This is a genomic window from Kitasatospora sp. NPDC059812, assembly GCF_042732075.1.
GTDB lineage: Bacteria > Actinomycetota > Actinomycetes > Streptomycetales > Streptomycetaceae > Kitasatospora.
Map to the genome: position 1 here is coordinate 1 of NZ_JBHWIO010000129.1, position 17,492 is coordinate 17,492.

At 73.5% G+C, this 17,492-nt stretch carries 16 protein-coding genes and 1 riboswitch; of the genes, 12 read left to right on the forward strand and 4 right to left on the reverse strand.

The genetic code is table 11. The annotated features are described in order from the left end of the window. Nucleotides 1-179: 179 nt before the first annotated feature. Nucleotides 180-1,160: a class I SAM-dependent methyltransferase gene (locus tag ACFV6D_RS36645; protein WP_380563044.1), complete on the reverse strand. Its 981-nt coding sequence runs from the start codon at nucleotides 1,158-1,160 to the stop codon at nucleotides 180-182. 657 nt (nucleotides 1,161-1,817) lie between these two features. Between ACFV6D_RS36645 and ACFV6D_RS36650 the strand changes: the two genes are divergently transcribed. Continuing rightward, on the forward strand, nucleotides 1,818-3,248 hold the full coding sequence (locus tag ACFV6D_RS36650; RefSeq protein WP_380563046.1) for an aldehyde dehydrogenase family protein: 1,431 nt from the start codon (nucleotides 1,818-1,820) through the stop codon (nucleotides 3,246-3,248). Between the two features lie 162 nt (nucleotides 3,249-3,410). Here the strand turns inward: ACFV6D_RS36650 and ACFV6D_RS36655 are convergent, their stop codons facing one another. Next, the gene (locus tag ACFV6D_RS36655; RefSeq protein ID WP_380342309.1) at nucleotides 3,411-4,901 is read right to left on the reverse strand and encodes a glycine hydroxymethyltransferase; all 1,491 of its coding nucleotides are present in this window, start codon (nucleotides 4,899-4,901) and stop codon (nucleotides 3,411-3,413) included. A gap of 29 nt (nucleotides 4,902-4,930) precedes the next feature. Beyond that, a riboswitch (ZMP/ZTP riboswitch) is annotated at nucleotides 4,931-5,026 on the reverse strand. A gap of 305 nt (nucleotides 5,027-5,331) precedes the next feature. Here ACFV6D_RS36655 and ACFV6D_RS36660 point away from each other — a divergent pair. From ACFV6D_RS36660 to ACFV6D_RS36675, 4 genes are all read left to right on the forward strand, one after another. Beyond that, nucleotides 5,332-6,297: an ABC transporter permease gene (locus tag ACFV6D_RS36660; RefSeq protein ID WP_363367281.1), complete on the forward strand. Its 966-nt coding sequence runs from the start codon at nucleotides 5,332-5,334 to the stop codon at nucleotides 6,295-6,297. Between the two features lie 76 nt (nucleotides 6,298-6,373). Continuing rightward, nucleotides 6,374-8,125, forward strand: coding sequence for an ABC transporter substrate-binding protein (locus tag ACFV6D_RS36665; protein WP_380563048.1), 1,752 nt, complete (start codon nucleotides 6,374-6,376; stop codon nucleotides 8,123-8,125). Between the two features lie 119 nt (nucleotides 8,126-8,244). After that, on the forward strand, nucleotides 8,245-9,237 hold the full coding sequence (locus tag ACFV6D_RS36670; protein WP_063350084.1) for an ABC transporter permease: 993 nt from the start codon (nucleotides 8,245-8,247) through the stop codon (nucleotides 9,235-9,237). Nucleotides 9,238-9,355: 118 nt separating this feature from the next. After that, on the forward strand, nucleotides 9,356-10,996 hold the full coding sequence (locus ACFV6D_RS36675) for a dipeptide ABC transporter ATP-binding protein (protein ID WP_380563050.1): 1,641 nt from the start codon (nucleotides 9,356-9,358) through the stop codon (nucleotides 10,994-10,996). Here ACFV6D_RS36675 and ACFV6D_RS36680 read toward each other — a convergent pair. Next, complete coding sequence (locus ACFV6D_RS36680) at nucleotides 10,993-11,274, reverse strand: hypothetical protein (protein WP_380563052.1); 282 nt, start codon at nucleotides 11,272-11,274, stop codon at nucleotides 10,993-10,995. The genes ACFV6D_RS36675 and ACFV6D_RS36680 overlap by 4 nt on opposite strands. A gap of 41 nt (nucleotides 11,275-11,315) precedes the next feature. Here ACFV6D_RS36680 and ACFV6D_RS36685 point away from each other — a divergent pair, with 41 nt between their 5' ends. Continuing rightward, on the forward strand, nucleotides 11,316-11,747 hold the full coding sequence (locus ACFV6D_RS36685; protein ID WP_380428434.1) for a cytidine deaminase family protein: 432 nt from the start codon (nucleotides 11,316-11,318) through the stop codon (nucleotides 11,745-11,747). A gap of 120 nt (nucleotides 11,748-11,867) precedes the next feature. After that, entirely contained in the window at nucleotides 11,868-12,431 is a 564-nt protein-coding gene (locus ACFV6D_RS36690) for an EF-hand domain-containing protein (RefSeq protein ID WP_063350081.1), read from the forward strand. 54 nt (nucleotides 12,432-12,485) lie between these two features. Here the strand turns inward: ACFV6D_RS36690 and ACFV6D_RS36695 are convergent, their stop codons facing one another. Then, the gene (locus ACFV6D_RS36695; RefSeq protein WP_363367271.1) at nucleotides 12,486-13,061 is read right to left on the reverse strand and encodes a TetR family transcriptional regulator; all 576 of its coding nucleotides are present in this window, start codon (nucleotides 13,059-13,061) and stop codon (nucleotides 12,486-12,488) included. A 149-nt stretch (nucleotides 13,062-13,210) separates the two neighbouring features. Between ACFV6D_RS36695 and ACFV6D_RS36700 the strand changes: the two genes are divergently transcribed. The 5 genes from ACFV6D_RS36700 to ACFV6D_RS36720 all read left to right on the forward strand — a co-directional run bounded on the left by ACFV6D_RS36700 (nucleotide 13,211) and on the right by ACFV6D_RS36720 (nucleotide 17,199). After that, complete coding sequence (locus ACFV6D_RS36700) at nucleotides 13,211-13,804, forward strand: dihydrofolate reductase family protein (protein WP_380428431.1); 594 nt, start codon at nucleotides 13,211-13,213, stop codon at nucleotides 13,802-13,804. 127 nt (nucleotides 13,805-13,931) lie between these two features. After that, nucleotides 13,932-14,351, forward strand: coding sequence for a gamma-glutamylcyclotransferase family protein (locus ACFV6D_RS36705; RefSeq protein WP_380563054.1), 420 nt, complete (start codon nucleotides 13,932-13,934; stop codon nucleotides 14,349-14,351). Between the two features lie 102 nt (nucleotides 14,352-14,453). Continuing rightward, nucleotides 14,454-15,692 (forward strand): precorrin-6y C5,15-methyltransferase (decarboxylating) subunit CbiE, encoded by a 1,239-nt coding sequence (gene cbiE, locus ACFV6D_RS36710; protein ID WP_380563056.1) that lies wholly within the window; start codon nucleotides 14,454-14,456, stop codon nucleotides 15,690-15,692. Continuing rightward, a complete protein-coding gene (gene cobM, locus ACFV6D_RS36715) occupies nucleotides 15,689-16,450 on the forward strand; it encodes a precorrin-4 C(11)-methyltransferase (protein ID WP_063350076.1) in 762 nt (253 codons plus the stop codon). Before cbiE ends, cobM begins: the two co-directional genes overlap by 4 nt. A gap of 5 nt (nucleotides 16,451-16,455) precedes the next feature. Beyond that, entirely contained in the window at nucleotides 16,456-17,199 is a 744-nt protein-coding gene (locus ACFV6D_RS36720) for a cobalt-precorrin-6A reductase (RefSeq protein ID WP_063351553.1), read from the forward strand. Nucleotides 17,200-17,492: the final 293 nt, after the last annotated feature.

The following is a 17,492-nucleotide window of genomic DNA, read 5'->3' on the forward strand; positions in this document are numbered from 1 at the left end:
GTGATTTCGCGGGGGGCGGTTATGTGTTTTAAAACGCCCCGCCGCGGGGGTGTGGGGCCCCCCCCCCCGCCGCGGGCGGGTGGGTTTGGGCCCCGCCCCCATGGGGCGTTGGCGAGGCGGGACAGGGCGGGGCCGGGTGTCGGGTGACAGTCGGACCCGTCGGCCGTCGGGGGCGGCCGTCAGCCGCGGCGGGCGCGGCGGATGACGGAGGTGACGACCGGGGGCAGCAGGTCGCGGGCGGCGCGCTTGGCGACATTGGCCGGGCGGCGCAGTTCGGCGGCGCGGGCCCGGCGGGCGGCGAGGTCGCGGGCGGCCTCCTCCTGGACCGCCCGGCGGGACTGCGAGGCCTCGTCCCGGGCCGCCTCGGCGGCCAGCCGCCGGTGGTGGCGGGAGGGGCGGAACGCGCCGATCCCGTCCGAGTCGCCGGTCATCCGGAGCACCTGCTGCCCGTTCAAGGTCTCGGAGCTGAGGTAACAGCCGGAGGCGAGGTCCACCCGGTCGAGCAGGTCGCGCTGGAACGGCTCCGGATCCCCCCAGGTGCCGTAGAACTTGCACTCGGTCAACATGATCGGCTTGAGCCCGTGGTTGAAGACCGCGCCCCAGGTCGCGGCGGCCACGCCCGGGGTGTGCTGCGAGCGGTAGTCGTCCAGGACGACGACACCCTGGTCCTGGAGCGCGACCCGGGCCACCTGGAGGTCGCCCACGACGTGCTCGTACAGGTGCGAGGCGTCGATGTGGATGAAGCGGAACGTGCCCGCCGCGATCCGCCCGCCGGCCAGGGCTGAGGTCGGGGCCTGGATTATCTCCGGCAGTTCCTCGTGGAAGGCGAGGTAGTTGACCTCGAAGGCCGAGCGGGTCAGCGACTTCCGGTAGGAGGTGTCCATCTCGGCCGCGTTCTCGTCGTCCGGCGCGTCCGAGTCGAAGAGGTCACAGACGGTGAAGGACTCGCCGGGCTGGAGGTGCTCGCCGATCACGATCGCGCTGCGGCCCAGGTACGCGCCCATCTCCAGCAGGCCGCCGGTGACCCCGGTCTTCTCCTGCCGTCCCATGAACCAGTCGAACGAGTGCCGGTCATGGTCCCAGAACCAGCCCGGAACGTCCTCCAGCACGGCTGGTTCGGCAGGCCGCTGCGACTCGTCCTTCAACGCGGCATCGGTCACGGGATGCTCCTTATGCGGTACGGATGACCTGCGGATTTAAGCCAGACCTCAGCCCGGTGGAAACCCCCGCCCGACCGTGGGACGCGCTGGTCCCGGACCATGTGCACCACTACGAACCACTGGCAACAGTAGTGCTTCACCGCTGAGTTCGCTGCAATCTACAGCGGTGCCCACAGGCGTGAGGAGCTTTTCGCGCAATGATTTTCTCGGACCGTCGTTTCGCTGTCGGAGGGTGAACGCGGAGCCTTCGGGACGGTTCGTCCGGTGTCCCGCGACGGCGGACCACGGCCGGCCGGCCGAGCGGGCCGTGGGACCGGCGGCCGCCCGTGCGGCGCGGCCGGCCGCGCCGCGCGCGGATCGTCAACTGGACGTCCGGCGGCGGGCGGTGGAGCTGACGGCGGTGGCAGAGGCGGTGACGGGGCCGGTGACGGGCGGCCGCCCGGTGCCGTGGCCGCGCGAGGCCCTTGAGCGGTCGGACGAGCGGGGCGCGGGCGCGGGGACCGAGCCGTTCGACGAGTACACCGCACGGTTCGCCCCGGGGTAACCCGCCGGCCCACCGGACCGGATTGGCTCTTGCGCGCGGCCGACCGGGCCGCCTTGACTGGCCCTTTGACTAGCGCTGTTGGTCAATCGGCCGACCGGATGAGAGGACACTCGGTGCAGCAGCACGCGGAGTACGGCGACCAGTACATCGACGGCGCCTGGCGGCCCTCCCTGGACGACGCCGGGTCGATCGAGGTGCTGAACCCGGCGACCGAGCAGGTGCTCGCCACCGTGCCGGCCGGCGGGCCGGCCGACGTCGACGCTGCGGTCGCCGCGGCCCGCCGGGCGGCCCGCGGCTGGGCGACGACCGCCCGCGCGGACCGGCTCGCCCTGCTGACCCGGCTGCGGGACAAAATCGCCGCCGCGCAGGAGGAGATCACCGCCACCGTGGTCGCCGAACTCGGCGCCCCGGTCGGCTTCGCCGCCGCCGTGCACGCCGGAGCGCCACTGACCGTGGCGACCTCCTACCTGACACTGCTCGCCGAGCACCCCTTCGAGGAACGGATCGGCAACTCGGTGGTGCTCGCCGAGCCCGCCGGGGTGGTCGCGGCGATCACGCCGTGGAACTACCCGCTGCACCAGATCGTCGCCAAGGTCGTCCCGGCCCTGGCGGCCGGCTGCCCGGTGGTCCTCAAGCCCGCCGAGGACACCCCGCTGGTGGCCCGGCTGTTCGCCCGGCTGGTGCACGAGGCGGGCTTCCCCGCAGGCACGTTCAACCTGGTGACCGGCACGGGCGCGATGGCGGGTGCGGCGCTCGCCGCCCATCCGGGCGTGGACGTGGTCTCGTTCACCGGATCCACCGCCGTCGGCCGGCAGGTCGCCGAGGCGGCCGGCCGGGGTCTGAAGCGGGTCGCCCTGGAACTCGGCGGCAAGTCCGCCAACGTGGTGCTGCCGGGCGCGGACCTGACCCGGGCGGTCAACGTCAACATCGCCAACGTGTTCGCCAACTCGGGCCAGACGTGCAGCGCGTGGACCCGCCTGCTGGTGCACCAGGACCAGTACGAGGAGGCCGTCACGACGGCCGCGAAGGCCGCCGCCAAGTACGCCCCGGGCGATCCGACCGACCCGCAGACCCGGATCGGCCCGCTGGTCAACGCCAAGCAGCTGGCCCGGGTGCGCGGTTACGTCGAGGGCGCGCTCGCCGCAGGCGCCCGGCTGGTCGTCGGCGGCGCGGAGCCCGTCCCGGGCCTGCCCACCGGCTTCTACGTCCACCCGACCGTGCTCGCCGACGTCACGGGGGACATGGCGATCGCCCGGGAGGAGGTGTTCGGCCCCGTCCTGGTGGTCCTCCCCTACCGGGACGAGGACCACGCCGCCGAACTCGCCAACGACACCGAGTACGGTCTGGCCGGCGGCGTCTGGGCCGCGGACACCGACACCGCCGCCGCCTTCGCCCGCCGCCTCGACACCGGCCAGGTCGACCTCAACGGCGGCCGCTTCAACCCGCTCGCCCCGTTCGGCGGCTACAAGAGCTCCGGCCTCGGCCGTGAACTGGGCCGCCACGGGCTGGAGGAGTTCCTCCAGTACAAGTCGCTGCAGTACTGACCTCGGTACCGAGCGGGGTGCCGGCCTCGGCGCCGGCTCCGGGTCCGCCGCAAGTGGGGCGGCGGGCCCGGGGGTTCGGGCATCGAGGGCGGTTGGACGGGGCCGGCCAGGCGGGGCCGGTCAGGCGGGGCCAGCCAGGTGCGGCCGGTCAGGTGCGGCCGGTCAGGTGAGGTCGACGCCCGGGTAGAGGGGGAAGGGGGCGAGGAGGTCGGTGGCGCGCTTGGCGACGCCGTCGCGCACGGCGTCGTCGAGGCGGTACTGGGCCTTGGAGGGGGCGCCGCCCGCGGTGGTGGTCGGAGTGGTGGCGCGCAGGACGGTGTCGATCAGGGCGGCGATCTCGTCCATCTCGGCGGTGCCGAGGCCGCGGGTGGTGAGGGCCGGGGTGCCGAGGCGCACGCCCGAGGTGTACCAGGCGCCGTTCGGGTCCTGCGGGACGGAGTTGCGGTTGGTGACGACGCCCGAGTCCAGCAGCGCAGCCTCCGCCTGACGGCCCGTCAGGCCGTAGCCGGAGACGTCGGCGAGGACGAGGTGGTTGTCGGTGCCGCCGGTGACCAGCCGGCCGCCGCGGCGCAGCAGGCCCTCGGCGAGCGCCCGGGCGTTGTCCACGACGGCGTGGGCGTAGGTCTGGAACTCGGGTCGGCGGGCCTCGGCGAAGGCGACCGCCTTGGCGGCCATGACGTGCGAGAGCGGTCCGCCGAGCACCAACGGGCAGCCGCGGTCGACGTGTTCGGCCAGTTCGGTGTCGCACAGCACCATGCCGCCGCGCGGGCCGCGCAGCGACTTGTGGGTGGTCGTGGTGACGATCTGGGCGTGCTGGACGGGGTCGTGGTCGCCGGTCAGCACCTTGCCCGCGACGAGGCCGGCGAAGTGCGCCATGTCGACCATGAGGGTCGCGCCGACCTCGTCCGCGATCTCGCGCATCCGCCGGAAGTCGACCAGTCGAGGGTAGGCGGAGTAGCCGGCGACCAGGATCAGCGGGCGGAACTCCCGGGCGGTCTCGCGCAGCGCGTCGTAGTCGATCAGGCCGGTGGCCGGGTCGGTGCCGTAGCTGCGCTGGTCGAACATCTTGCCCGAGATGTTGGGTCGGAAGCCGTGGGTGAGGTGGCCCCCGGCGTCCAGGGACATGCCGAGCATCCGCTGGTTGCCGAGCGACTGGCGCAGCTGCGCCCAGTCCTGCTCGGTGAGGTCGTTGACGCCCCGGACCTTGGCCCGCTCCAGCGCCGGGCTCTCCACCCGCTGGGAGAGGACGGCCCAGAAGGCGGTGAGGTTGGCGTCGATGCCGGAGTGCGGCTGGACGTAGGCGTGGTCGGCGCCGAACAGGGCGCGGGCGTGCTCGGCGGCGATGGTCTCGACGGTGTCGACGTTGCGGCAGCCCGCGTAGAAGCGCCGGCCCGCGGTGCCCTCGGCGTACTTGTCGCTGAGCCAGTTGCCCATGGCGAGCAGGACGGCCGGGGAGGCGTAGTTCTCGCTGGCGATCAGCTTGAGCGAGGCGCGCTGGTCCTCCAGCTCCTGGCCGATGGCGGCGGCGATCCGCGGCTCCACGCCGGCGACCACGTCGAGGGCGCTGCGGAAGGCGGTGTCGGCGGCCGCGCCGGCGGCGGTGTGCGGGGCCTGAGCGGCCTCAACGGCATGAGGGGTGTGCGGGGTGGCCAAGGCGGTCTCCTCGTGGTGCACGGACGAGTACGGACGGCCCAGGCGCTCGGCAACTGTCGTGCGGGTGCACGGAGCCGCTTCCCGATGGTCGGTTCCATCCGTGCGCGCCAGTCGCGGCTCCCCGGGATCGTACCAATGCCCGGGGGGATGTGGCGGAGATCTCAGGATTCGGGACAGCGCGCCCGTTTCGTCCCTCGATGTCCGTTCTTCTGCAACGCCGGTATTGCGGCGCAATGACGCCGAATGAAGCCGCAATACGCGCCGAAACAATGCCGGGGAAAACCGCCGGAGGTGATTTGCGGACCTCCCCGCGCATCCGGTCTGATGGCGCTCGAACGGCCGACGGGAAACCCCCGGGGGCCGGTTCGGAAATGCACACCAGCGCACCCTCACCCACAGGGCGGCGGAGAATTCGGGGAGTACGCCTCTCATGGCCGTGGTCGAAACAGCAGCGGGCTCCGTCCCCGCACCCGCCGCGCCGAGGCTGCTCGGCCGACTCCTGCGCGACCGGGTCGGCGCCGCCGCCCTCGCCGTCGTCCTGCTCTTCCTGCTGCTCGCCCTCGCCGCCCCGCTGATCGCCGCCCTGTACGGGAAGAACCCGGTCGAGCACTACGGCCAGAACTCCCCCGGCCTGCTCAGCGACAGCGGCCTGCCCGTCCTGCCGAACGGCGGCATCTCGGGCGACTTCTGGTTCGGCCTGGAGCCGGGGCTCGGCCGGGACGTCCTGACCCAGCTGCTCTACGGCATCCGCACCTCGCTGCTGATCGCCTTCGCCTCCGCCGCCGTGACCACCACGCTCGGCGTGCTGGCCGGGGTCGCGGTCGGCTACCTCGGCGGGATCGCCGACCGGCTGTTCGGCTTCCTGGCCAACGTGCTGCTGGCCTTTCCGACCCTGCTCCTGCTCCTCGCGCTGAGCCCCGTCATCCAGTCCCGGCTGGTCGATCCGGGCGCCGCGGAACCGGAGTGGATGCAGTTCCTGGTGCTGATCCTGGTCTTCTCCGCGTTCGGCTGGATTCCGCTCGCGCTTTCCCTGCGGGCCACCGTGCGGTCGCTCCGGGAAAGGGATTTCGTGCAGTCCGCCCGGGCCCAGGGCGCCGGCCGATTCCATGTCGTCGTCCACGAACTGCTGCCGAACGTCCGCTCGCAGCTGCTGGTGCACGCCACCATGGCGGTGCCGACCTTCGTCGCCTCCGAAGCGGTGCTGTCCTTCCTCGGCGTCGGCATCACGGAGCCGATCCCGGACTGGGGGCGGATGATCTCCCGCGGCTCCGAGGTCTTCCAGGCCGATCCGACCTACATGGTCTTCCCCGGTGTCGCCCTGCTGCTCTTCGTGCTCGCCTTCAACCTGCTCGGCGATGCCGTCCGGGACGCGCTGGACCCGCGCGCCGCCCGCTGAGCCCCCGTCCTCCTCCGTCCATCACCCCAAGCCCGCCCCGACCCGCCCCGACTCCCGGGGCAAGGAGAGATTCGCCATGCGCTGGACCAGACCGTCCCTCGCCGTCGTCGCCACCGCCCTGCTGGCGACCGCCTGCTCGGCCGGCGCGGGCACCGGCCCGGCGCCCGCCGGGGCGGCCGCCAAGGAGACGTCCCCGCTGACCGCCGCGCTCGGCGGCGAGAAGGAGAGCGCCGGCCCGGCCCCCGCCGTTGCCGGCGCCCGCGTGGGCGGCACCGTGAACGTGTACAACAGCGTCGAGTTCCGCCACCTCGACCCGCAGAAGGTCTACGCGGGCGCGACGTACAACGCCTCGCTGCTCTGGGGCCGCCAGCTGACGCAGTATCAGATCGTGGACGGCAAGGCCAAGTTGGTCGGCGACCTGGCGACCGACACCGGCACCTCCGGCGACGGCGGGCGCACCTGGACGTACCGGCTCAAGGACGGCGTGGCCTGGGAGGACGGCAAGCCGATCACCTCCCAGGACGTCAAGTACGGCATCGAGCGCAGCTTCGGCAAGGGCTACGAGGTCGGCCCGCCGTACTGGCCGCAGTGGCTCACCGGCGAGGCCAGCTACGAGGCGGCGCGCGCCAAGTACGCCGGCCCGCAGGACGGCGACCTGGCCGCGATCGAGACGCCCGACGAGCACACCCTCGTCTTCCACTTCCCGCAGCCTCAGGCCGACGTCCCGTACATGGCCGCGCAGTCCTCGTCCTCGCCGGTGCGCCGGGACAAGGACACCGGGACGGACTACGACCGGCAGCCGTTCGCCACCGGCCCCTACCGGATCGTCGAGCACGTCCAGAACACCCGCATGGTGCTGGAGCGCAACCCCGCCTGGAAGGCCGAGACCGACCCGATCCGCAGCCAGTACCCGGACAAGTTCGTCTTCACGTTCGGCAAGGAGGCGCTCAACATCAACCAGGAGATCCTGTCCGGGCGCGACGGCGGCGCCAGCGCCACCACCGCCTCCGACGTGCTCTCCCCCGAGCTGTACCAGACCGCCGACACCGACCCGAAGGCCAAGGACCTGGTCGTCTCCGGGCGCCAGGGCGCCTTCGTCACCCAGCTGGTGATCAACAACGAGCGGGTGCCGGACGTCGAGGTCCGCAAGGCCCTGCACCTCGGCTACCCCCGCCAGCAGGCCCGCCAGGTCCAGGGCGGCTCCCGGATCGGCGAACTCGCCAGCACGCTCAGCTCGCCGGCGCTGATCGACTGGGAGAAGTACGACCTCTACCCGGTCAAGCCCGAAGGCGACCCGGAGGCCGCCAAGGCCGCGCTCGCCAAGGCCAAGCAGGCGCCGACCAGCCTGACCTACGGGTACAAGAACACCCCGGACGGGCAGCGCACCGCGCAGGTGCTGGTGGACGGCTTCGCCAAGTCGGGCATCACCATCGTGCCCAAGCCGATCGACCCCAAGGCGTTCCTGGACGAGGTGCACCGCGCCGACTCCCCGTACGACCTGTTCGAGGAGACCTCCTCCGTCGACTGGCCGACCCCGTCCACGCTGATCCCGTTCTCCTTCGACGGCCGCGCCGGCAGCGACCTCAACTCCGCGCGCTACCGCAACCCGGCGGTGGACAAGGAGATCGACCGGATCAACCAGATCGGCGAGCCGCGCGCCAAGGCCAAGGAGCTGTACGCGCTGGAGAAGACCGTGATGCAGGACGTCCCGGTGCTGCCGTTCGTCTACGCGAACGTCAACCAGGTGCGCGGCTCCAACGTCGGCGGGGCGTTCATCCACCCCATCTACGGCACGGTCAGCCTGGCGTGGCTGTACCTGAAGTCCTGACCGCCGTACCCGCCCCCGCGCCGGTCGGTGCGGGGGCGGGCCCCTGAAGTCCTGCACTCCCCGTGTGCTCCACGTAGCCCTCGCGCACGCCTCCCCGTCCCGTCGACCCCGGACCGGCCATGCTCTCCTTCGCCCTGCGGCGGACCCTCCAGGCCCTCGCCGTCCTGGTCGCGGTCTCCGCCGCCGCCTTCGCCCTCTTCTACGCCGCGCCCGCCGACCCGGCCCGCGCCGCCTGCGGCCCGCGCTGCGACAGCGGCCAAGTCGCGGCGGTGCGCCAGAGCATGGGCCTGGACCAGCCGCTGCTCACCCAGTACACCGACTACCTCACCGGGGTCGTCGCCGGGCGTGACATCAGCGACGTGGACGGCTCGGTCATCCACTGCGACGCGCCCTGCCTCGGCTACTCCTACCGGCTGCACCAGCCCGTCACCGAGGCCCTGGCCGACCACCTGCCGGTCACCTTCTCACTCACCGCCGGCGCCCTCGCCGTCCTGCTGGTGCTCGGCCTCGGCACCGGGTTCGTCTCCGCGCTGCGGCACGGCGGCCGCACCGACCGGCTGCTCTCCGGCTTCACCCTCGTCGGCGCCAGCGTGCAGATCTACTTCCTCGGATACGTCGCCCAGTGGGCACTGGTCTACTCCACCGGTCTGCTGCCACTGCCCTCCTACACCCCGCCGACCGAGGACCTCGCGGCCTGGGCGGGCGGGCTGCTGCTCCCCTGGCTCGTCCTCGGATTCGTCAACTCCGCCGTGTTCGCCCGGCTTTCACGCTCCCAGCTGCTGGAGACGATGAACGAGGAGTACGTCCGCACGGCGCGTGGCAAGGGCCTCGGCCGGCTGCGCGCCCACCTCAAGTACACCTCGCGCGGCGCCGCCGGACCGCTGGTGCAACTGCTCGGCCTGGAGGCCGGGGTGCTGCTCGGCGGGGCGGTCATCACCGAGACGGTGTTCGGGCTGAACGGGGTCGGGCGGTTCGCCGCCCAGGCGGTGTCCGGGCAGGACCTGCCCGCGGTGGTCGGCGCGGTGCTGCTGGCCGCCTGCTTCGTGGTGCTGTTCGTCGCGCTGGCCGACCTGGTGGTGGCCTGGCTCGACCCGCGAATCCGCCTGAGCTGACTGGAGCCGTTCGATGACGTCCACTGTTGAATCCGTGTCCGGGGGCGTGTCCGGAGCCGCGCCCGGAGCCGTGTCGGAGGCCGCTACTGGGCCTGGCGCCGCGCCCTCCGCAGAGCCCGTGCTGAGCGTTCGCGATCTGACCGTCACCTTCGCCGACCCGCGCGGCGGGGCGCCCGTGACCGCCGTCCGGGGGCTCTCCTTCGACCTCGCCGCCGGTGAAGTCCTCGGCCTGGTCGGCGAGTCGGGCTCCGGCAAGTCGGCCACCGGCCTCGCCGTCCTCGGCCTGCACGACCCGCGCACCACCACCGTCACCGGCTCGATCCGGCTGGGCGGGCAGGAGTTGGTGGGCGCGACGGAGTCCACGCTGCGCCCGGTCCGGGGCGGCCGGGCCGCGCTGGTCTTCCAGGACGCGCTCACCTCGCTCAGCCCCTTCCACGGCGTCGGCGCCCAACTCGCTGAGATGTACCGGCTGCACCACCCCGGCGCCTGCCGCGCCGAGGCCCGCCGACGGGCCGCCGCGATGCTCGACCGGGTCGGCATCCCGGCCGCCCGGGTGCGCGACTTCCCGCACCAGTTCTCCGGCGGGATGCGCCAGCGGGTGATGATCGCCATGGCACTGATGAACGACCCGCAGGTGCTGATCGCCGACGAGCCCACCACCGCCCTGGACTCCCGGGTGCAGCGGCAAGTCCTCGACCTGCTCGGCGAGTTGCAGCGCGAGCACGGCACGGCGGTGCTGCTGGTCAGCCACGACCTCGGCGTGGTCGCCGGGACGACGGACCGCACGCTCGTGCTGCGCGGCGGCGTCGAGGTCGAGTCCGCGCCGACCGCCGAGCTGCTGGCCGCGCCGCGCGAGCCGTACACCCGCGCACTGGTCGGGGCGGCGCTCACCCTCGACTCCGTACCCGGCTCGCCGTTGGCGACAGTTGACGATCCGTCACCCATCGCCGAATTCGCGCCCCGGACGGTCGGGCACCCCGAGCGCTGGCTCGTCGAGGTGGCGGACCTCGCCGTCCACTTCCCCGGGCGGCGCCGCCTTCCCAGCCTGCGCGCCGAGCCCGTCCGGGCGGTGGAGGGCGTAGGACTGCGGATCGCCCCCGGCGAGACGCTCGGACTGGTCGGCGAGTCCGGCTCCGGCAAGTCCACCACCGCCCGCGTCCTGGCCGGCCTCCAACAGCCCACCTCGGGAACGGTCCTGTACGACGGCCAGGACGTCACCCGCCCGAGCCGGGAGCTGCGGCGCCGGCTCAGCCGGGAGATCCAGCTGGTCTTCCAGGACCCGTACGCCTCCCTCAACCCGCGCCGCACCGTCGCCCAGACCCTCGACACCCCGCTGCGCCTGCACACCTCACTCGACGCGGCCCAGCGGCGGGAGCGCTCGGCCGAACTGCTGGACCAGGTCGGGCTGCCCGCCGCCCACCTGGACCGCTACCCGCACGAGTTCTCCGGCGGACAGCGCCAGCGGATCGGCATCGCTCGGGCCCTCGCCCCGCAGCCGCGCCTGATCATCGCGGACGAACCGGTGTCGGCCCTCGACGTCTCGGTCCAGGCGCAGGTGCTCAACCTGCTGATGGAGCTGCGCGAACGCCTCGGCGTCGCCTTCCTGTTCGTCTCGCACGACCTCGCCGTGGTGCGGCACTTCTGCGACCGGGTGGCCGTGATGCACCGGGGCCGGCTGGTCGAGTCCACCGACCGCGACCGCCTGTTCAGCGCGCCGCACACCGAGTACACCCGGGAGCTGCTGGCGGCGGTGCACTAGCGCGGGGACCGGTCCTCGCGGGGGTCGGTGGCCTCGCGGGGGTCGGTGGCCTCGCGGGGGTCGGTGGCCTCGCGGGGGTCGGTGGGGAGGAATGCGTAGAGGTGCATGTCCCGGCGCTCGTCGTCGTACCCGGCGGAGGCGGCCGGGACGGTGGTGACCAGCGGGATGTACGGGTCGGTGCCCGCCTCCCGGACCACGGCGAGGTCGGTGAGGCGCCAGGGGCGAAGGATGAAGGAGCCCGCGCAAAGCGTTGGCACGATCAGGGGCGGTCGGTCCATGATCGAAGCCTGTCATGTGCGATCAAGGAGTCCCAGCGAATATGTCCGCCAGCGATCAATCCGACCCCGCAGGAGACCGCGCAGCCGTCGACCAGGAGCTCGTCGAGGCCGCCCGGGCGGTGGCCCAGCGCTTCTCCCGGGGCGACAACCACACCGTCGCGGCCGCCGGACGCAACGCCGACGGGCGGATCGTCACGGCCTTGAACGCCTACCACTTCACCGGCGGCCCGTGCGCGGAGCTCGTCCTCATCGGCGCGGCCGCCGGCCAGGGCGCGTACGACCTCACCACGGTCGTCGCGGTCGGCGACCGGGGCCGGGGCGTCGTACCGCCGTGCGGCCGCTGCCGACAGGTGCTGCTCGACTACTTCCCGACGGTCGAGATCATCGTCAAGCGGGGAACGGAACTGCTCGCCCTGCCCGTCCTCGACCTGCTCCCCGAGGCGTACGTCTGGGCCGAGCACCAGGACGGCTAGCGACCCCGCCTTCGAGTCGCGCTCGTGTGGCCGTTCGCCCGTCGTTCGGCTGCGCGAGCGCGACTCCAGGCACTAGCGTGCTGGCGACGTGTCGTAGTGATCGCCAACCGAGGGGGCACATTGTCGGACGACCTGCTCACAGCAAAGATCAACCACGGGTTCGACCACCTCGACGCCGACGGCGACGGACTCCTCACCGAACGGGACCACGTCCTCATGGGCATCGCCGTCGCCCGCTCGCTCGGCCACCAGGAGGGCTCGGAGGCCGAGGCCGTCATCGTCCGCGCCTACCTGACGGTCTGGCACGACCTGCACCTGGCCCACCTGCCCGCCGGCACCGAGGCGATCACCCGCGAACAGTTCGTCCGCTCGACCGGCGCCCTCTCCGACGACCCCGAGGCCGCGCGGACCAGCTTCGGCGCACTCGCCGACGCCTTCCTCGCCGTCGCCGACACCGACCGCAGCGGAACGGTCGACGCCGGCGAGTTCTTCGTCTTCCAGCGCGGCCACTTCGCCGGCCTCTCCCGCGACGACGCCGACGAGGCCTTCCGCCACCTCGACCGCGACGGCGACGGCACCCTCTCCGCAGCCGAGTTCACCAGCGCCATCATCGAGTTCTGGACCAGCCGCGACCCCGACGCCCCCGGCAACTGGTGGACGGGCAGGCCCCCGCACACCCTCTGACACCCCCTCCGGCACAGCCGCCCCCTCGCCCGCCGAAACGCGAGGCCGACAGGGTCAGGTCGCGGGGACGATTCGCTCGACGATGGTGTCGAGCAGGGCGGGCAGGGTGTCGGTGCCCAACACCTCGGGCAGGGTGAGGTGTTCGACGATCAGGCCGGTCATCGCGAGGTAGAGGACGAGGACGGTCTCGCGGTCGCCGGGCAGTCCTCCGTCGAGGTGGTAGGCGACGTTGGCCTCCAGTTGCTCGCGGATGGTGCCGGTGAGCTGGGCCCGCAGGCCGGGGCGGCGGGTCGCCTCCAGGCGCAGTTCGAGCATCGCGAGGTAGCCGGCCCGGTCGGCGGAGATGCGGCGGATCAGGTCGCGCATCAGGGCGGCGACCAGAGCGCGGTCACGCGGGGCCCGCAGCAGGTCGGCGATGACGGCCGGGTCCGGGGTGAGCCGGTGGTGGATGTGCCGGGCGGTCTGGTGGAGCAGGTGGTCGCGGTTGGCGAAGTAGTTGGAGGCCGTGCCGTTGGGGACGCCGGCCTGCACGTCGACCGCGCGGAAGGTGAGGCCGCGGGCGCCCTCGCGGGCGAGGACCTCGATGGCGGCGTCGGCGAGGGCGGTGCGGCGGGCGGGGTTCTGGACCATGGGTCGATTCTCTCTCGCGGGGTTTTCGGGGGCCGGGGCGCCCGGGCCTGAAAACACCTTGGCAACCACTACAACTGGAGCACTATAGTCGGAGTGGTTAGGCGGCGGGCCGCACGGCCCGCGCCGCTTCCCGACCCCAAAGGACCTGCATGCGCAAGCTCACCTACTTCATCGGCACCACCATCGACGGCTTCATCGCCGGCCCGGACGACAGCTTCGACTTCTTCGCGCCGTTCCTCACCGAGGACTACACCTCGACGCTCTTCGCCGAGTACCCGGAGACCATCCCCACCCCCGGCCGCGCGGCGTTCGGCATCGCGGAGGCACCCAACAAGCGCTTCGACACCGTCGTCATGGGCCGCGGCACCTACGCACCGGGGCTGGCCGTGGGCCTCACCAGCCCCTACGCCCACCTGCGGCAGATCGTGGTCTCCCGCACCCTCGGCACCAGCCCGGACCCGGCGGTGGAGGTCACTGCGGAGGACCCGGTGGCCCTCGTCCGCCGGCTGAAGCAGCAGGACGGGCTCGGCATCTGGCTCTGCGGCGGCGCCGACCTGGCCGGCCATCTGCTGCCCGAGATCGACGAGTTGATCATCAAGCAGTACCCGGTGGTGGTCGGATCGGGCATCCCGCTGTTCCGCGCGGAGTTCGGGCCCCGCGCCTTCACGCTCACCGACAGCCGCGTCTTCGAGCGCGGCAACGTCGTCCTGACCTACGCGCGGACCGCCCCGGACGCCGCCTGACGCCCACCGTCCGGCGGACGCGCGGGGCGCGGGGCGCGGGGCACGGGACGCACGAGGCAAGAGGCGCTATCGCGGCGCGGGCGCGAGGACGTACCGTGGGCGCTCCCCCAGCCGAGAGGTCGAACCCGTGTCCGAGGAGGCCCTGCCGTTCTTCGTCTACGGCACCCTGCGCAGCGGCGGCCGCAACCACGCCGCCCACCTGGCCGGACGCTGCGCCGACATCCGCCCGGCCGTGCTGGACGGCGCCACACTGCACGACGGCCCCGGGTACCCGTACGCGGTGCCGGACGCGACGCCCGGGCGCCGGATCGTGGGCGAGCTGATCACCGTACGGCCCGGCGCGTACGTGGGCGCGCTCGCGGCGCTGGACCGGCTGGAGGACTGCCGGGCGGACGGGACGGGCCTGTACGTACGGCGGCGGCTGCCGGTGCGGACGGCGGCGGGCGAGCTGCGGGAGGCCTGGGTGTACTTCGCCGGGCCCGTCGTCGAGAGCCGACTGCGGGAACGGCCCGAGGTGATCGACTCGGGGGACTGGGCGGACCGGTAGCGGGGGACAGGCGGGAGACGGGCGGCCGGATACCGCCAGGTAGGCTGCCCCGATAGTTATTTTTTCTACTCACGGCGCCCGCCGAACGACAGGAGCCACCCGGTGCCCGAGCTGCCACCCCCGATCACCGTCGTCGGGATCGGGGCCGACGGCTGGCCCGGCCTCTCCACCGCCGGCCGGGCCGCCCTGCGGGCAGCCGAGGTGGTCGTCGGCGGCCCCCGGCAGCTGGACCTCCTCCCCCGCGACGAGGTCGCCGCCGAGCGCGTCCCGTGGCCGTCCCCGCTGCGCCCGGCCGTTCCCGGGCTGTTCGCCGCGCACGCGGACCGCCGGGTCGCCGTCCTGGCCAGCGGCGACCCGATGTTCTACGGCATCGGCCGCACCCTCGCCGAGACGGTCGGCGCCGGGCGGCTGCGCGTCCTGCCGCACCCCTCCTCCGTCTCCCACGCCTGCGCCCGACTCGGCTGGCCGCTGGAGTCCACCGAGGTGGTCAGCCTGGTCGGCCGCCCGCTGGACACCCTCGCCCTGGCCCTGAACCCCGGCCGCCGCCTGCTCGTGCTGAGCGCCGACGCCGCGACCCCGGCCGCCGTCGCCGCACTGCTCACCGCGCGCGGCTACGGCGCCGCCCGCCTGCGGGTGCTCGAACAGCTCGGTGGCCCGGCCGAACGCCGGCTCGACGGCACCGCCGACTGCTGGCCGCACCCGCCCGGCGACCCGCTGAACGTCATCGCGGTCGACCTCGGCGACGGCCCCCGCAACTCGCTCGTCCCCGGCCTGCCCGACGCCGCCTACGAGAGCGACGGCCAGCTCACCAAGCGGCACGTGCGCGCCGCCACCCTCGCCGCCCTCGCCCCCTCCCCCGGCGAACTGCTCTGGGACGTCGGCGGCGGCTCCGGCTCGATCGCCGTCGAGTGGCTGCGCGCGCACCGCGACTGCCAGGCCGTCAGCATCGAACGCGACCCGGTGCGGGCCGAACGGATCGCCCGCAACGCCGCCGCCCTGGGCGTGCCACGACTGCGCGTGGTGACCGGCCCCGCCCCCGCCGCGCTCGCCGAACTCCCCGCCCCCGACGCGGTGTTCATCGGCGGCGGCCTCACCGCGACCGGCCTGCTGGACAGTTGCTGGGCCGCCCTGCGGCCGGGCGGCCGGCTCGTCGCCAACACCGTGACGCTGGAATCCGAGGCGCTGCTCACCGAGTGGTACCGGCGCCACGGCGGGGAGCTCGTCAAGCTCGCCGTCGCGCACGCCGTCCCGGTGGGCGGCTTCACCGGGTGGCGGCAGGCCATGCCGGTCACCCAGTGGTCCGCCGTCAAGCCCAACACCCCTCAGGAGAACGCGTCGTGACCGTCTACTTCATCGGAGCCGGCCCCGGCGCCGCCGACCTGATCACCCTGCGCGGCCAGCGCCTCCTGGCCCGCGCCGAGGTCTGCCTCTACGCCGGCAGCCTGGTACCGCGCGAGCTCCTCGACGAATGCCCGCCCGGCGCCCGCCTCGTCGACACCGCGCAGCTCAACCTGGACCAGATCATCGCCGAGCTGGTCCGCGCGCACCAGGCCGGACAGGACGTGGCCCGGCTGCACTCCGGCGACCCGTCCGTCTTCTCCGCCGTCGCCGAGCAGATGCGCCGCCTCGACGCGGCCGGCGTGCCGTACGAGATCGTCCCCGGCGTGCCCGCCTTCGCCGCCGCAGCGGCCGCGCTCAAGCGGGAGTTGACCGTCCCGACCGTCGGCCAGACCGTCATCCTCACCCGGATCGCCAAGCGCGCCACCCCGATGCCCGAGGGCGAGGACCTGGCCACCCTCGGCCGCAGCGGCGCCCTGCTGGTGCTGCACCTGGCCGCCGGCTACGTGGACGACGTCGTCGAGCAGCTGCTCCCGCACTACGGCGCCGACTGCCCGGCCGCCGTCGTCGCGATGGCCAGCCGGCCGGACGAGCTGGTGCTGCGCGGCACCCTCGCCGACATCGCCGAACAGGTCAAGGCCTCGGGCGTGGTCCGCACCGCCGTCATCCTGGTCGGCCGGACCCTGGCCGCCGAGCAGTTCCGCGACAGCCACCTCTACTCGGCTGAGCGCGAACGCCCGCACGAGCCCTGCGGGGCGTGAACCCCATGACCCGGCACGTCCTGATCCTCGGCGGGACGACGGAGGGGCGGGCGCTGGCCGCCGCACTCGTCGAGCTGCCGTCCCTGCGGGTCACCAGTTCGCTGGCCGGCCGGGTCGCCCAACCCCGGCTGCCCGCCGGAGAGGTGAGGATCGGCGGCTTCGGCGGCCCGGACGGGCTGGCCGACTGGCTGCGCGGCGAACGGGTCGACGCGGTCATCGACGCCACCCACCCGTTCGCCGCCGGGATGTCCCGCAACGCCGCCCTCGCGGCGGCCGCCGCCGACGTGCCGCTGCTGGCGCTGCGGCGGCCCGGCTGGGCGCCCGTCCCCGGGGACCGCTGGCACCACGCACCCTCGCTCGCCGCGGCCGCCGAACTCCTGCCCGGCCTCGGACGGCGGGTCTTCCTCACCACCGGGCGACAGGGCATCGCCACCTTCGCCCACCTCGACCACCTGCACTTCCTCGCCCGCTCGGTCGACCCGCCCGAGCCGCCGCTGCCGTCCACGCTCGAAGTCCTGCTGGACCGGGGGCCGTTCACGCTCGACGGCGAACGGGCACTGCTGCGCGAGCACCGGATCGACGTCGTGGTCACCAAGGACAGCGGCGGCGCCGCGACCGCGCCCAAACTCACCGCCGCGCGCGAACTCGGGCTCCCGGTGGTCGTCGTGGAACGCCCGCCGCTGCCCGACGGCGTACCGGCGGCCCCGGACGTACCGGGCGCGGTGCGGTGGTTGCAGCACCTGCGCTAGGACGGCCGATCGGGTCGGGTCGGGTCGGGTCGGGTCGGGTCGGGTCGGGTCGGGTCGGGTCGGGTCGGCCGAATGTCGACGCCGACACCGCCGACCCGGACGAGGCCTTCGCGGCCTGGCGCCGCGAGTGCGACCATGCCCGTCAACTCGTCGCCGCCGAGTCGTTGGACGTCCTGGGGCACTACGGCGAGGAGGTGCGACTAGGGGCTCTCTTTCGGATCACGTCGGATCAGCGCGCGGCGTCGGAGTGCGTGCATCGCAAGGCGGAGGAGGGAGTCCATGCGGAGTATCGG